The sequence below is a fragment of the Prauserella oleivorans genome (assembly GCF_042685745.1).
In the GTDB taxonomy this organism is placed as follows: domain Bacteria; phylum Actinomycetota; class Actinomycetes; order Mycobacteriales; family Pseudonocardiaceae; genus Prauserella_A; species Prauserella_A oleivorans.
In genome coordinates, this window is sequence record NZ_JBHUNT010000001.1 from 4,355,856 (window position 1) to 4,368,306 (window position 12,451).

Below are 12,451 nucleotides of genomic sequence, written 5' to 3' on the forward strand. Positions count from 1 at the left end.
GATGTCATCCGGGCAGCGGCGTGCATCCTTGATCCATGCGTGAGTTCCCGCCGGACTCGCGGCGCATGCGCAGGCTGCGCCGCTACATCTGGGGATCCCTGGCCGTCAGTGGCCTGGTCCTCGTGCCGCTGCTCGGGCCCGACCTGTTCAGCGACCGCTTCGGCACCGGAAACCAGGTGCTGCTGACGGCGATCATCGCCTGCGCGATCGTGCAACGCACCCGGTTCATCGGCTACGCCGCCCAGGCGGTGGACTTCGAGCGGCGCAGACCCGTCGAGCAGATCCTGACGACCGTGGTCGCCGTGATCGCCTGGGCCCACGCGGCCCGCTACACGCCGCTCGCGGGCGCGTGGGCGCTGCTGCCCGCGCTCGTGGGCGGTGCGAGTGTGGCCAGCGCGCCGCCGGTGTACCGGTCGCGGCTCGCGGGCGGCCTGCTCCTGGCGACCGTCGTCACCGGCGCACTCGCCCTGTCGTGGCGGCACGCTCCCGGGACGTCGGTGCCGGTCGCCCTGGCGGTGGCGGCCGCCGTCGTCGTCGCCGTCGTCGGGGTCGACCTGGTCACCATCCGGTTCTGGGATCTCGTGCTGGAGCTCGACCAGGCGCGCAGCCTCGCGGGCGAACTCGCGACCGCTCGGGAACGGCTGCGCTTCGCCGCGGATCTGCACGACATCCAAGGGCATTCGCTGCAGGCGATCGTCCTCAAAGGCCAGCTCGCGGAACGCCTGGTGGGCACCGACGACGACGCCGCGCGCCGGCACGCGGCCGAGCTCACCGAGCTCGCCCGGTCGGCGCTTGCCGACACACGCAAGCTCGCGCACGGCTATCGTGAGGTCGGCCTGCTGACCGAGATCGACAACGCCGTCGGCCTCCTGCGGGCCGCGGGCATCGACGTGCGGGTGGACGGTGACCCGGCCGCCATCGCGCCGCCGCTGCAGCAGCCGTTCGGTGCGCTCGTCCGGGAGGGCACCACGAACGTGCTGCGGCACAGCAGGGCGCTGCGCTGCGAACTGGCCGTGACCGTGGCGGACGGGCACGTGTGCGTCCGGCTCGGCAACGACGGCGTCGAGCACCGCGAACCCGCCGGTGACGGCAACGGTATCCGCGGGCTGCGCGAGCGCTTCGCCGCCATCGGTGGCGAGGTCACCGCGCAGCGCAGGACACCGGACTGGTTCGAGCTGACCGGCAAGGCGAAGGAACTGGGGAGTGGGCCGCGATGATCCGCGTGGTGCTGGCCGACGACGAGGATCTCGTGCGCGGTGCGCTGGCGAATCTGCTGGAGCTGGAGCCCGACATCACCGTCATCGCGCAGACGGGCAGCGGCGCGGAGGCCGTCGAGCTCGCCGACGAGCACCGGCCTGATCTCGTGGTGCTGGACCTGGAGATGAACGGCATGGACGGGCTGGCGGCCGCCGAGGCGATCCGCGACCGGGTGGACGTCCCGGTCGTGATCGTCACCCGGCATGCCCGGCACGGCGTGCTGAAGCGCGCGCTCGCCGCCGGGGTGCGTGCCTTCGTCCCGAAGGTCACGCCGGCACCCAAGCTGTCGGCGATCCTGCGCGACGTGCACGCCGGGGGCCGCTACGTCGACCCGGAACTCGCCGCGTCGGCGCTGTCCGCCCCCGCGTGCCCGCTGACCGAGCGCGAGCTCGATGTGCTCCGGCACAGCCACAGCGGTGCGCCGATCAGCGAGATCGCCGAGGCCACCCATCTGGCCCCCGGCACGGTGCGGAACTATCTGTCCTCGGCGATGTCCAAACTGGACGTGCAGAACCGCCACGCCGCCGCGCGCCGGGCCTGGGAGGAAGGCTGGATCTGACGCTGCTGCGCCATCTGACGGAGCCGGCGTCCGGGCAATCCGGCACATGACGGACGCATTCCCGGCGAAGCCGACATACCGTCGACCCATGACCGCGCAACCGACGGATCTGCGCCCGGGACCCGGCCGGATCAAGCCGTGCCGGATGATCGAGCTCGCCGAGCATGCGGACCCACGCGGCAGCCTGTCCGTCGTCGAGGCCGGCAAGGACATCGACTTCGAGGTCCAGCGGGTGTACTACCTGTACAACCTGCCGATGGCGACGGTACGGGGCGCGCACGGCCACCGCACGCTGCAGCAGCTCGTCATCGCCGTGCACGGGCAGTTCGAGATCACCGTCGACGACGGGTTCCGTACCGAGCGCTACCTGCTCGACCATCCGCGGCGCGGCCTGTTCATCGGGCCGATGACGTGGCGGAACCTGGTCAACTTCTCCCCCGGCGCGGTCGGGCTCGTGCTGGCCTCCGAGCACTACGACGAGGCGGACTACTACCGCGACTACGCCGAGTTCCTGCGCAGCGCGCGGGCCGGGGCATGACGGTCCCGTTCCTGGACGCGGGGGCCGCCTACCATGAGCTGCGCACGGAGATCGACGCCGCGGTCGGCCGGGTGCTCGGCTCGGGCCGCTATCTGGCGGGGCCGGAGGTCGAGGCGTTCGAGGCCGAGTTCGCGCGGTTCTGCGGCGCCGCGCACTGCGTCACGGTCGGCAGCGGGTGCGACGCGCTCGAGCTGAGCCTGCGCGCACTCGGCATCGGCCCGGGCGACGAGGTCGTGGTGCCGTCGCACACGTTCATCGCGACGTGGCTCGCCGTGTCCGCCACCGGGGCGACGCCGGTGCCCGCCGAACCGGACGCCGCCACCGCGACCCTCGACCCGGGGCGTGTCGAGGCCGCCATCACGCCACGCACCAGCGCGATCGTGCCCGTGCACCTGTACGGGCATCCCGCCGACCTCGACCCGATCACGCGCATCGCGCGCCGGCACGGGATCGCCGTGCTGGAGGACGCCGCGCAGGCCCACGGCGCGCGGTATCGCGGCAACCGGATCGGCTCCGGCGCCAACCCGGCGGCGTTCTCCTTCTACCCGGGCAAGAACCTCGGCGCGTTCGGCGACGGCGGGGCCGTCACCACCGACGACGCCGAGTTCGCCGCGCGGCTCAAGTTGCTGCGCAACTACGGCTCGGCGACGAAATATCGGCACGAGGTGCGGGCCACGAACTCGAGGCTGGACGAGCTGCAGGCGACAGCGCTGCGCGTGAAGCTGCGCCGGCTTCCCGCCTGGAACGCCCGGAGGGCCGCGGTGGCTCGCCGGTACACCGAGGCTCTGGCCGGCGTGCCAGGGCTGGAACTGCCGGCCGTCGCGCCGTGGGCCGAACCGGCGTGGCACCTGTTCGTCGTCCGGTCCGGCGACCGCGACCGGGTGCAGGCGGCGCTGCGCGAGTCCGGTGTGGAGACGCTGATCCACTACCCGGTGCCGCCGCACCGCTCGCCCGCCTACGCCGACCATCCGCACGCGCGTACCCGGTTTCCCGTCGCGGAGGCGCTCGCCGGGGAGGTGCTGAGCCTGCCCATCGGCCCGCACCTGGCACCGGAGCAGGTGCGCCGGGTCGTGGAGGCGGTGCTCGGTGCGTTCAGTCCCGCCGTGCGATGAACAACCCCCGGCCGCACAGGCCGCCCTCGACGTGCGTCACCTCGCAGCCCGCCTCCCGGAAGGCGTGCTCGTACTCGGCACGGGTGAACAGCGTGATGTACTGGATGTCCACAAAGGACCGGATTCCGGCCGGGTCCGCCACCACGTAGTGCACCTCGACCCGGCTCGCGTGGCCGTCCCGGGTGGAGTGTGAGACACGGCAGATCCTGCGCTCCCCCGTCTCGACGACGTCGGCCGCCACGTACCCGGGCAGGAACGCCTCCGGGAACCACCACGGTTCCACCACCAGCGTCCCGCCGGGGGTCAGATGGTGGGCCATGGACCGCACGGCGGCCGTCAGCTCGGAGACGTCCGCCATGTGCCCGATCGAGCTGAACAGGCACGTGACCACGTCGAACCGCCGCGGCAGCCGGAACGTGCGCATGTCCCCCTCGTGCAGGGCGACGTCCGGTAGTGCCCCCCGGGCGACGGTGAGCATGTCGGGCGACAGTTCGAGGCCCTCCACGTGAGGGCAGCGGCGGGCGAACCGGCGCAGGTGCGCGCCCGTGCCGCAGGCCACGTCCAGCAGGGACCTCACCTCTCCCCCGTGCCGGCGCACCAGCTCGAGCACGGTGTCGACCTCCGCCGCGTAGTCCCGGCCCCGGCCCTCGTAGCACTGGTCGTAGACCTCGGCCAGCGCTGCTCCGTACATCGGTTCAGCTCCCCTCCCGATATCGCCGCGTCAGTCGTTCCAGCTCGCCGACGACCTCGGTGGGGGCCGGTTCGGCAGCCAGTTCGGTCTGCAATGCGCGGGCGGCACCGGCCAGCGCCGGATCGTCGAGGGCGCGCATCACCTTGTCGCGCAAGGAGTCCGGAGTCAGCTCCCCGACGGACTGCACGAGACCGGCGCCGAGGTCCGACAGCAGCCGGCCACGCAGCGGCGCGTCCCAGATCTCCGGCACCAGGATCTGCGGTACGCCGTAGCGCAGCGCGGTGCCCCAGGTGCCGGCACCGCCGTGGTGCACGATCGCCGAGCACGTCGGTAGCAGCACGTGCAGCGGAACGAAGTCGACCAGGCGGACGTTGTCGGGCACCGCGCCCAGACCCTGCCGCTGCGTGGCATCGAGGGTCGCCACCACCTCGGTGTCCACCTCGGACAGTGCCGCGAGCAGGTCACCGACGCCGACCGTGGAGCTGCCGCGACCGCTGCGAGCCGACACCCCGAGCGACACGCAGACCCGGCGCGGGTGTCGCCGCTCGAACACCCAGTCCGGCACGACGGCCGGGCCGTTGTAGGGCACGTACCGCATCGGCACCGTGCGCTGGTCGACCGGCAGCCGCACGCTCGGCGGCTCCTGGTCGATCACCCAATGCCCGCGCACGACGGTCTCCGAGAACTCGTGGCCGTGCCGCTCCAGTGTCCAGCCCAGCCATTCGGCCAGCGGATCGTCGCGCCGCTCGGGTGGTTGCGTGGCGAGCACCTCGAGAAACTGCTGGCGGGCGAGCCCCAGCACGTCCGGACCCCACAGCAGTCGCGCGTGCGCGGCTCCGCTGACGGTCGCGGCGACCCCACCGGCGAGCGTCAGCGGTTCCCACACGACCAGGTCGGGTTCCCAGGCGCGGGCGGCCTCGACGAGCCCGTCCACCAGCGCGTCGTCGTTGAGCGTGGCGAAGAAGGTGGGCACCAGCATGGTGTGGAACCCGAGCAGCCATTCGTGGTCCGGTCCGGGGAGGAGGTCCGTGAAGTCGACGGTCGGCGAGCCGGGCGCGTGCTCGGTCCGCAGCGCCTGCGGCGCCGGGTCGCGTCCGACCGGGACAGCCGTGAGCCCTGCCCGCGTGATCACGTCGGCCATCCCGGGGGTGCTGGCCACGCGAACCTCGTGGCCGGCCGCCCGGAGCGCCCAGGCGAGCGGAACCATGCTGTAGAAGTGCGTGTTGTGCGCGATGGTCGCGAACAGCACGCGCAGCGGATCTCCCGCGCTCACCCCGTCACCCCCAGCCACGCCATCCGGGCGGTCACCGGCGACCGCGGATGCCAGCGCGGCGGCTGCGTCCTCGCCGTGGGATACCGGGCGCGCAGGGCCGCGAGTCCCGTGGTCGCGAGCAGCCGGACGAGCGGCTCCACCATGCGCCAGCGCGGTTCGGCCCGCAGCAGCCCGACGGCGCGCCGGCCCGCAGCGACCGGGACGACGACCTCCTCCCCCGCCGCGACGGTGGTTCCCGCGATGTCGGCAGCGGTGTGCGCGACACGGCACAGCAGCCGCACCGGCGGATGCGCGTGGAGCGCACCGTCCACCACGGACGCGGGGTCGCCGGCGTGGGCGGGTGAGCGCACGGCGTTGCCCAGCAGGGTCGGCACGGTCGCGAGGACCAGCACGGTAGCGAGCACCCGGCCCGCCAGCAGATCCCCGTCCGCGGTGGCGGCGAGAGTGTCACGCAGCGCGCGGCTCGCCCGGGCGAGCGCCAGGGCGTCGGCCAGGGCAGGCGGTGTGCGGAGGGCGTCGAGGGCGGTGGCCAGCGCGGGCAGCTCTCCGGCGATGCCGTCGAGCCCGAAGAGCTCGGCCAGGACCCGGACCGCCAGTGGCTCGGCGACGTCGCCGACCAGCTCGAACTCGTCGCCGCACCCGGCCAGCAGCGCGTCGGCGTGCCGCCGCACCGTGTCCGCACGCACGGCACCGAGCTCGGGCCCGAGCAGCTCGGCGATCCTGCGTTGCGCGGAAGGCTCGGCCCCGAGGAAGGTCTCGTCGAGGGGCAGCACCTGCAGGTGTGGTTTTCCGCCGTCGGCGCGGCGGACCCCGAACCGCTCGTCGCCGAGAATGCGCTCGGCGACGGCGGGATCCGTGCAGATCCACGCGCCGAGCCGGCTCCGGCTCAGACCGGGCATGGCGGGCAGCGGAGGCGGGGGCTGGGCAGCGAAGCCGCGCAGGAGACCGGCGTAGCCGTCGCCGGCCAGCGCCTCGTACCAGATCGAGGCACGGACCAGCTGGAGCCGCCTGCCGAACTCGGCGCGGCTGAGCGTCGCCACCGCGCTCACCCCGTGCGGACCGGAATCCCGGTCCCGACCCAGCGTTCCAGCTCCTCGCACGCGGCCTCCACACCACGGTCGGCCCGTACGTAGCGGCCGATCTCGGCGGCGCGGTGCCGGATCCGCTCGTCGTGCAACACGCGCCGGATCGCCGCCCGGAGCCGTGCCGGGTCCAGCTTCGCCGCCGGCACCGGGTCCGGCGCCACACCGAGCGCGGCCATGCGTTTCGCCCAGTACGGATGGTCGATGAAGATCGGCAACACGACCTGGGGGACCCCGGCGCGCAGCGCGGCCGCCCCCGTGCCGAACCCGCCGTGATGCACGACGGCCGCGGCCTTCGGGAACAGCCAGGTGTAGTCGGCGTCGTGCACGCGGATCACGCCGGAGGGGACCTCGTCCGGCCCGTCGATCACGATCAGCCGCCTGCCGCAGCGGCGGACGGCGTCCGCGACCGCGTCGAGACTGCCCTCGGGGACAGCGGGCCACAGGCTGCCGAACGACAGCACGACCGGCGCCGGGTCCGCCTCGACGGCGTCCACCAGCTCGCGCGAGGGCGACCACGCGCGGTCCCAGAACCAGTACCCGCAGACGTGCACGGTCGCCGGCCAGTCCGCGGGCGCCGGGAGCACGGCCGGGCTGTGCAGGTAGAACAACGGCCGGTCGCGTTCGGCGGCGGTGAACGGCACGCGCAGGCCGAGCGGAGCCGCGCCGAGCCGCGCGCGATAGGCATTGACGATCGGGCGGGCGAGCCGCCATTCGATCGCCCGCGACACGTGGTGGGTCAGCCGGTTGTACCAGCCGCCCAGCGGCAACGCGGGCGCGCCCATCGCCGGGAACACCGACGTCGGCGTGTTCGGATACCACGACACGAGCGCCCACGGCACGTCCGGCGGCGCGGCCAGGTAGCTGTGCCGGTTGGCCACCGAGGTGACGATCAGGTCCGCTCCGGCGAACGCGGGAGCGAAGCAGGCGTCGAGCTGGGCCAGGCCGGCGGCCGCAGCGTCCGCGGCGACCTTGGGCGTGCTGCGTGCCAGCCGCAACACCGACGGGCCCTTGCGCAGCGACTCGACCACCTCGGGTGAGGAGAAGTAGTTCCGCGGGCTACCCGGGACGGCATGGAAGTCGAGTCCGGCCTCACCGGCGAGCGCGCGGAAGTCGGCGTGGGTGGCCAGCACGACGTCGTGCCCGCGGGCACGCAGCGCGGCACCGAGGGCGAGGAACGGCTGCACGTCGCCGCGGGAACCGATGACGGCGAGGCTGACGCGCATCCTCACCCGGCCTTGCGGTAGAGCGTGATGTGCCGGTGGGCGGCCGCGGTGAACGGAGACCGCGTCCAGTCCGCGAACCGGTCCACCATGGACAGACCGGCCAGGCGCGCCATGAGGTCGAGCTCGCTCGGCCACGCGTAGCGGCTGAGCTCGGTGTAGGTGGACACCGAGCCGCCGCGGATCAGCGTGTGGATCTCCACCAGCACCTGGTTGACGCGATCGACGGTGATCGTGTCGAGCATCAGCTCGTCCGGAGCGAGGTGGCGTGCCTGCAGTTCCGGCTTGCTGAGCTGGTGGAACTCGGTCGGGTCGTACACCTCGACGACGAGCGTCCCGCCGGGCCCCAAGGCCTGGGCCACCTTGCGCAGCGTCTCGATCTGCCGCTCCCGCTCGGGAACCATGAACAGGGTGTTGCACGCGATGAAGCAGAGGTCGACGTTCTCCCCGGGGACGTGCTCGGTGAAGTCGGCCCGGACGGTGTCCACCAGCCCGCCCGGATCGCGTTCCCGCAGTTTGGCCAGCATGTGCTCGGACACCTCGACGGCTTGGACCCGCAGGCCCTTCTCGGCCAGCGGGACGGCGAGCCGTCCGGTGCCGGCCCCGAGCTCGACGGCCCGCCCGCCGGGTCCCGCCAGCGCCAGCAGGAAATCCACCGCCGCCGGCGTGTCGATCTCGCCGTACATGCGGTCGTAAACCTCGGACAGGGCTTCGCCATAGGCCTCCGGCCTCACGCGGTAGGGCACAGCAGCTCGCTTTCTGTCGCCGGTTCTGGCCGGGTGTCCAGTGCGTGGAACTCCGACAGGAACAGCATCCGCGGCTCGACGGACTCCTCGTGGCCCGCGGACTGCGCGATCAAAAACTGCACCTGCACGGCCTCGGGATGGTGCTCGACCTGGTTGGTCACGAAGTTCAGCAGTGCGAGGTAGCCGACGGTGAGCTGGATCCGCGTGCCCTCCGTGACCACGCCCGTGGCTTTCAACAGGTCCGAGGCGACGTCGAAGAGCGCCTTCTCCATGCGCCTGCCCGGATGCCAGATCATCTGCAGCAGCGTGCGTTCCTTGGTGATCTCCTGCTCGCGCCAGGACGTGAGAGTGCCGTCGGCCAGCTTGTCGCGGTAGAGCACGTTGTAGTCGTGGCGCGCCGGGGTCGGTGCGAAGAAGCGCCAGTTCGGGATCGCCATCGTGGTGGGGTCCAGTTTCGTTCCGAGTGGGTGCGGGCGGCCTGCCTGCTGACACACGCTGAGCGCGAACCAGGTGCCCAGCGACCCGTACAGGCCCCACCGGGTGCCCGTCCGCAACACCTTGCGCGCCAGGGTGATCGCGCCCGTGGTCCTCATCCGGTGGCCTCCCGTTCCCGTAGCGCCGCGAGTGCCCAACGGACGGCGTCCGTGACGTGCGCGGCGTTCTCCTCCTGCATGACCAGCCCATCGTGGGTGGCCTCGGCGACCAGGTCGTGCCTGCTCACGGACGAGAGCGCCGCGAGCTCGGCCTGCATCCGGGCATGCGCGGGGTCGCCGGTGGCCTGTACTCCCGAGGTCACCACCGCGACCGGTGTGCTCGCCGGGGTGGCGGCCTTCCGCACCTCGGCCGCCCACCGGGTGTGCCACAGTCCGAGCTCGCGCCGGGCCGCGCGCCACGGTTCGGGACGGCGCATGACCCCGGCGCTGGGTCCGGCGATGCCGTGCGGCAGCTCGTGGAGAGCACCGAAGTCGGTGTCGTCGCCCCGCAGCACTCCGAACCGCGTGCGCAGGATCATGCTCGCCACACCGTGGTGCATGAGCGCGATGCTGTCCCGCTGGGCGGCCGAACGGTCGAGCTGGTCGGGGTGGGACGAGTCGACGAGGACGATCCCGGCCGTGTCCTCAGGGTGATTGGCGGCGAAGGCCCGCACCAGCAGGCCACCGACCGAGTGCCCGACGAGCAGGTACGGGCCGGGCAGCCCGAGCGACCGCAGCAGGTCGCGGGTGAGCGCGTTGAACTCCGCCGCGGCGACCGGCGAGGTGCGCAGGCTGCTCCAGCCGTTGCCGGGCCGGTCGTAGGCGAGGTACGGGATCCGCCCGTCGAGTGCGCGCAGCACCCATGCCCACTCGGTGCACGGGCACGACAGGGCGCTCTCGAACACCACGGTCGGTCCGCTGCCACCCCGGCCGGCGAGCACGTGCAGCGTCTCTCCGGCGACGTCCACCAGCTCGCCCGGCGGCGGGGGCCACTCCTCGGGGCGCGCCCACAACAGCCCGGCCGTCGCGGCGCCGAGCGCCGCGGTGCCCGCGGTGAGAGCGGCGACCCGCGTGGCGCGCCCGCTCACCGGGCACCGTCCGCCGGGAGCCCCTTGCGTGCGGCGACACCGAGCGACCGGGAGAAGTAGGCCACCGCCGGATAGGTGGCGACGAAGGACCAGAGGAACCGGTTGAGGCCCATGAACCGGGCGTTGCCCAGGTGGAAGGCGACGCCGCTGGCGAGGATCGCCCTGGCGACCGGCTTCGGCGCCACGAGCACGAGCGGGAACAGCACCTCCGCGATCATCACGCCCCACGCGACCGCCTTGGCGAGCGGTTTGTTGTTCTTGGTGAGGTCGTAGAAGAACTTGTCCCCGTAGGTCCGGGTACGGAACACGCCGGTGATGGCCTCCCCGCTGCGCCAGACCGGCGAGGTCAGCTTCACGGCGCCGGAGGTGAAGTAGGCCAGGCAACTCTGCGCCGCGATGAACGCCAGCACGGCCTCCCGCGCGCGCCGGTCGTTCGGGAAGAGCTTCTCCACCAGTGCGGCGACGAAGTTGATGAACGCAAAGTGGTCCGAACCATCGAGACCGAAGTTGCTGCGCAGGTTCAGCGCCGCACCGGTGCCGGCCATCCCCGCCAGCGCGACACCCCGGCCACGCCGGCCGACCTTCGGGGCGAGCAGCCCCAGTCCCGACAGCAGCCTGGTCTGGATCACCCCGACGATCTGCGGATACCGGAGCACCTTGTCCAGGTGCCTGCCCGCGCCCCGGTTCAGCCCGAGGACCCGGGTGCGGTTGATCGGCCACCCCAGCAGCCCCTTGTCGTCGAGCGTGTCCGCGGTCGCCAGCAGTTCGGCGGCACTGATCGTGGCGCCGACCGCGGTCAGGCGCTCGATGTGCCGGAAGGCGGCGTCGACCTCGTCGCGGGGCGCGGTCGTGGACGAACGGACAGCGCGTGTGCGCGACAGCATGTTCCCTCCGAAAAACCCGCATCGGTGGCCGGCAGGCGCCGACGGCTCCCGGGTTGTACGGGGCCGGCCCAGGCAGCGAGCCTAGGGCGATCAGGGGTACCGCCTCGTCCGTCATCGTGTTGGCCTTGCACCGCCGGGGCATCAGCCAGATGCATGACTCCCCGGGAACACCCGACGAAAGTCGGGTTCTGCGTGACCCGTGCGCCCCCAAACGGGCAGGTCGGAAACCCGATGGCCGATTGCGGCCGGTTTGGGAAATTTGGTCACCACGTTCGGGAACCGGGATATGCTACGCATCGTCATGGCTAAGAGCACATCTGATGACATCGAGGGACCACAGCCGCAGGTGTAGGTCACACGGTGTAGCCGGCCAACGTCGGGCATGGGACTCGCGGAAGACTGGGGGCACATGATCACGCTCGGAATCATCGACGACACCGGACGGGGCGCGGCGGAACCGTTCTTCGCCTGGTTGCATGCGATGGACACCGGCCGCTTCAACATCGCGGTCAGTGACGTGTCACCGACCGTCAGACACGCGGCGAAGAAGATCCCCCACGGTCGTCCGGACGTGTGGCTGCTCAGAGCACGGGCCCTCGGTGGCGGGGCGCTGCAGGAGCTCTGCGGCGAACCCGCTCGCCTCGACCTGCTCCGCCCGGTCGTGGTCGTCTGCGACGACGACATCAGCCAGATCAGCGCGATGCTGACGCAGCGAGTGTCGGCCGTCGTGCTCGTCAACGACTCGCCGTGGCACATCACGAGCGCGATCCACGCCGCCGCGGCCCGCAAGCTTTTCCTGTCCTCCCAGGTACTCGACCGGTACCGGGACCAGATCGTCGACCTGATCACGTCGCCGTCGGCACGCCGGCTCGACGTGCTCACCCGGCGCGAGCACGACGTCCTGGTCTACCTCGCCGAGGGCAGAACGAACTCCGAGATCGCCAAACGGCTGTTCATCAGCCGCGCCACGGTGGGCTCGCACGTGCTGAGCATCCTGCGCAAGCTGGAGGTGTCGAACCGTACCGAGGCGGCCGCGCTCGCCTACCAACTGGGGCTCATGGACAACCGGGCACCGGCGCCGACGCCGCCGTCGCAATCCCGCGCCACAGCGCGTCCGGTGGACCGGAAGGAACTGCGTCATGCCTGAACGTGATCTCGCCGGCGCGCGGCTGCTCTTCGACGGCGACTGCGGGTTCTGCACGAAATCGGTGACCTGGCTGGACAGCCACGATCTGCTCGGCTGCCCGGCGGTGCCGTGGCAGACGGTCGACGACGACAAGCTTCCCGTACCCGTCGACCGTCTGCTCCACGAGGTCGTCCTCGAACTGCCCGACGGAACGGTGACGGGCGGGGCCGACGCCCTCGCCGCCGCCGTACGCGCGTCACGTTCCCGGCTGCGCGTCGCCGGCGCGGTCGTCGCGGCGCCGGGAGTGCGCCGGCTCGCGCGAGCCGTCTACCGCGTGATCGCACGCAACCGGTACCGGATGCCGGGCGCGTCGTCGGCCTGCAGGGTCGGCTGACGACC

14 protein-coding genes are annotated in these 12,451 nt (G+C 72.3%); 6 read left to right on the forward strand and 8 right to left on the reverse strand.

The genetic code is table 11. The features are described from left to right. Nucleotides 1-35 precede the first annotated feature (35 nt). From ACFSZT_RS21345 to ACFSZT_RS21360, 4 genes are all read left to right on the forward strand, one after another. Entirely contained in the window at nucleotides 36-1,217 is a 1,182-nt protein-coding gene (locus tag ACFSZT_RS21345) for a sensor histidine kinase (protein WP_377385958.1), read from the forward strand. After that, complete coding sequence (locus ACFSZT_RS21350; RefSeq protein ID WP_377385961.1) at nucleotides 1,214-1,816, forward strand: response regulator transcription factor; 603 nt, start codon at nucleotides 1,214-1,216, stop codon at nucleotides 1,814-1,816. Before ACFSZT_RS21345 ends, ACFSZT_RS21350 begins: the two co-directional genes overlap by 4 nt. A gap of 88 nt (nucleotides 1,817-1,904) precedes the next feature. Beyond that, on the forward strand, nucleotides 1,905-2,354 hold the full coding sequence (locus ACFSZT_RS21355) for a sugar 3,4-ketoisomerase (RefSeq protein WP_377385964.1): 450 nt from the start codon (nucleotides 1,905-1,907) through the stop codon (nucleotides 2,352-2,354). Further along, nucleotides 2,351-3,466 carry a DegT/DnrJ/EryC1/StrS family aminotransferase gene (locus tag ACFSZT_RS21360; RefSeq protein ID WP_377385967.1) on the forward strand — a complete coding sequence of 372 codons (1,116 nt, stop codon included), beginning with the start codon at nucleotides 2,351-2,353 and terminating at the stop codon, nucleotides 3,464-3,466. Before ACFSZT_RS21355 ends, ACFSZT_RS21360 begins: the two co-directional genes overlap by 4 nt. On the opposite strand, the gene ACFSZT_RS21365 is transcribed toward ACFSZT_RS21360, so the two are convergent. From ACFSZT_RS21365 to ACFSZT_RS21400, 8 genes are read right to left on the reverse strand one after another with little or no spacing between them, the layout of a single operon-like run. Then, on the reverse strand, nucleotides 3,447-4,157 hold the full coding sequence (locus ACFSZT_RS21365) for a class I SAM-dependent methyltransferase (protein ID WP_377385969.1): 711 nt from the start codon (nucleotides 4,155-4,157) through the stop codon (nucleotides 3,447-3,449). The genes ACFSZT_RS21360 and ACFSZT_RS21365 overlap by 20 nt on opposite strands. Before the next feature lie 4 nt (nucleotides 4,158-4,161). Next, nucleotides 4,162-5,430, reverse strand: coding sequence for an activator-dependent family glycosyltransferase (locus ACFSZT_RS21370; protein ID WP_377385972.1), 1,269 nt, complete (start codon nucleotides 5,428-5,430; stop codon nucleotides 4,162-4,164). Next, entirely contained in the window at nucleotides 5,427-6,470 is a 1,044-nt protein-coding gene (locus ACFSZT_RS21375) for a hypothetical protein (RefSeq protein ID WP_377385974.1), read from the reverse strand. Before ACFSZT_RS21375 ends, ACFSZT_RS21370 begins: the two co-directional genes overlap by 4 nt. 5 nt (nucleotides 6,471-6,475) lie before the next feature. Beyond that, nucleotides 6,476-7,738 (reverse strand): glycosyltransferase, encoded by a 1,263-nt coding sequence (locus ACFSZT_RS21380; protein ID WP_377386862.1) that lies wholly within the window; start codon nucleotides 7,736-7,738, stop codon nucleotides 6,476-6,478. A gap of 2 nt (nucleotides 7,739-7,740) precedes the next feature. Continuing rightward, nucleotides 7,741-8,481 carry a class I SAM-dependent methyltransferase gene (locus ACFSZT_RS21385; protein WP_377385977.1) on the reverse strand — a complete coding sequence of 247 codons (741 nt, stop codon included), beginning with the start codon at nucleotides 8,479-8,481 and terminating at the stop codon, nucleotides 7,741-7,743. Then, on the reverse strand, nucleotides 8,466-9,074 hold the full coding sequence (locus ACFSZT_RS21390) for a hypothetical protein (protein ID WP_377385979.1): 609 nt from the start codon (nucleotides 9,072-9,074) through the stop codon (nucleotides 8,466-8,468). Before ACFSZT_RS21390 ends, ACFSZT_RS21385 begins: the two co-directional genes overlap by 16 nt. Next, nucleotides 9,071-10,042 carry an alpha/beta fold hydrolase gene (locus ACFSZT_RS21395; protein WP_377385982.1) on the reverse strand — a complete coding sequence of 324 codons (972 nt, stop codon included), beginning with the start codon at nucleotides 10,040-10,042 and terminating at the stop codon, nucleotides 9,071-9,073. The genes ACFSZT_RS21390 and ACFSZT_RS21395 overlap by 4 nt, the downstream gene beginning before the upstream one ends. Further along, entirely contained in the window at nucleotides 10,039-10,926 is an 888-nt protein-coding gene (locus ACFSZT_RS21400; protein ID WP_377385984.1) for a hypothetical protein, read from the reverse strand. Before ACFSZT_RS21400 ends, ACFSZT_RS21395 begins: the two co-directional genes overlap by 4 nt. 409 nt (nucleotides 10,927-11,335) lie before the next feature. Between ACFSZT_RS21400 and ACFSZT_RS21405 the strand changes: the two genes are divergently transcribed. Then, a complete protein-coding gene (locus ACFSZT_RS21405) occupies nucleotides 11,336-12,073 on the forward strand; it encodes a helix-turn-helix transcriptional regulator (protein ID WP_377385986.1) in 738 nt (245 codons plus the stop codon). Continuing rightward, nucleotides 12,066-12,446: a thiol-disulfide oxidoreductase DCC family protein gene (locus ACFSZT_RS21410; RefSeq protein WP_377385989.1), complete on the forward strand. Its 381-nt coding sequence runs from the start codon at nucleotides 12,066-12,068 to the stop codon at nucleotides 12,444-12,446. Before ACFSZT_RS21405 ends, ACFSZT_RS21410 begins: the two co-directional genes overlap by 8 nt. Nucleotides 12,447-12,451 lie beyond the last annotated feature (5 nt).

Coding starts and splice junctions, on each gene's coding strand:
- ACFSZT_RS21345 (WP_377385958.1), top strand. CDS start 36: ATGCGTGAGTTCCCGCCGGACTCGCGGCGCATGCGCAGGCTGCGCCGC.
- ACFSZT_RS21350 (WP_377385961.1), top strand. CDS start 1,214: ATGATCCGCGTGGTGCTGGCCGACGACGAGGATCTCGTGCGCGGTGCG.
- ACFSZT_RS21355 (WP_377385964.1), top strand. CDS start 1,905: ATGACCGCGCAACCGACGGATCTGCGCCCGGGACCCGGCCGGATCAAG.
- ACFSZT_RS21360 (WP_377385967.1), top strand. CDS start 2,351: ATGACGGTCCCGTTCCTGGACGCGGGGGCCGCCTACCATGAGCTGCGC.
- ACFSZT_RS21365 (WP_377385969.1), bottom strand. CDS start 4,157: ATGTACGGAGCAGCGCTGGCCGAGGTCTACGACCAGTGCTACGAGGGC.
- ACFSZT_RS21380 (WP_377386862.1), bottom strand. CDS start 7,738: ATGCGCGTCAGCCTCGCCGTCATCGGTTCCCGCGGCGACGTGCAGCCG.
- ACFSZT_RS21390 (WP_377385979.1), bottom strand. CDS start 9,074: ATGAGGACCACGGGCGCGATCACCCTGGCGCGCAAGGTGTTGCGGACG.
- ACFSZT_RS21400 (WP_377385984.1), bottom strand. CDS start 10,926: ATGCTGTCGCGCACACGCGCTGTCCGTTCGTCCACGACCGCGCCCCGC.
- ACFSZT_RS21405 (WP_377385986.1), top strand. CDS start 11,336: ATGATCACGCTCGGAATCATCGACGACACCGGACGGGGCGCGGCGGAA.
- ACFSZT_RS21410 (WP_377385989.1), top strand. CDS start 12,066: ATGCCTGAACGTGATCTCGCCGGCGCGCGGCTGCTCTTCGACGGCGAC.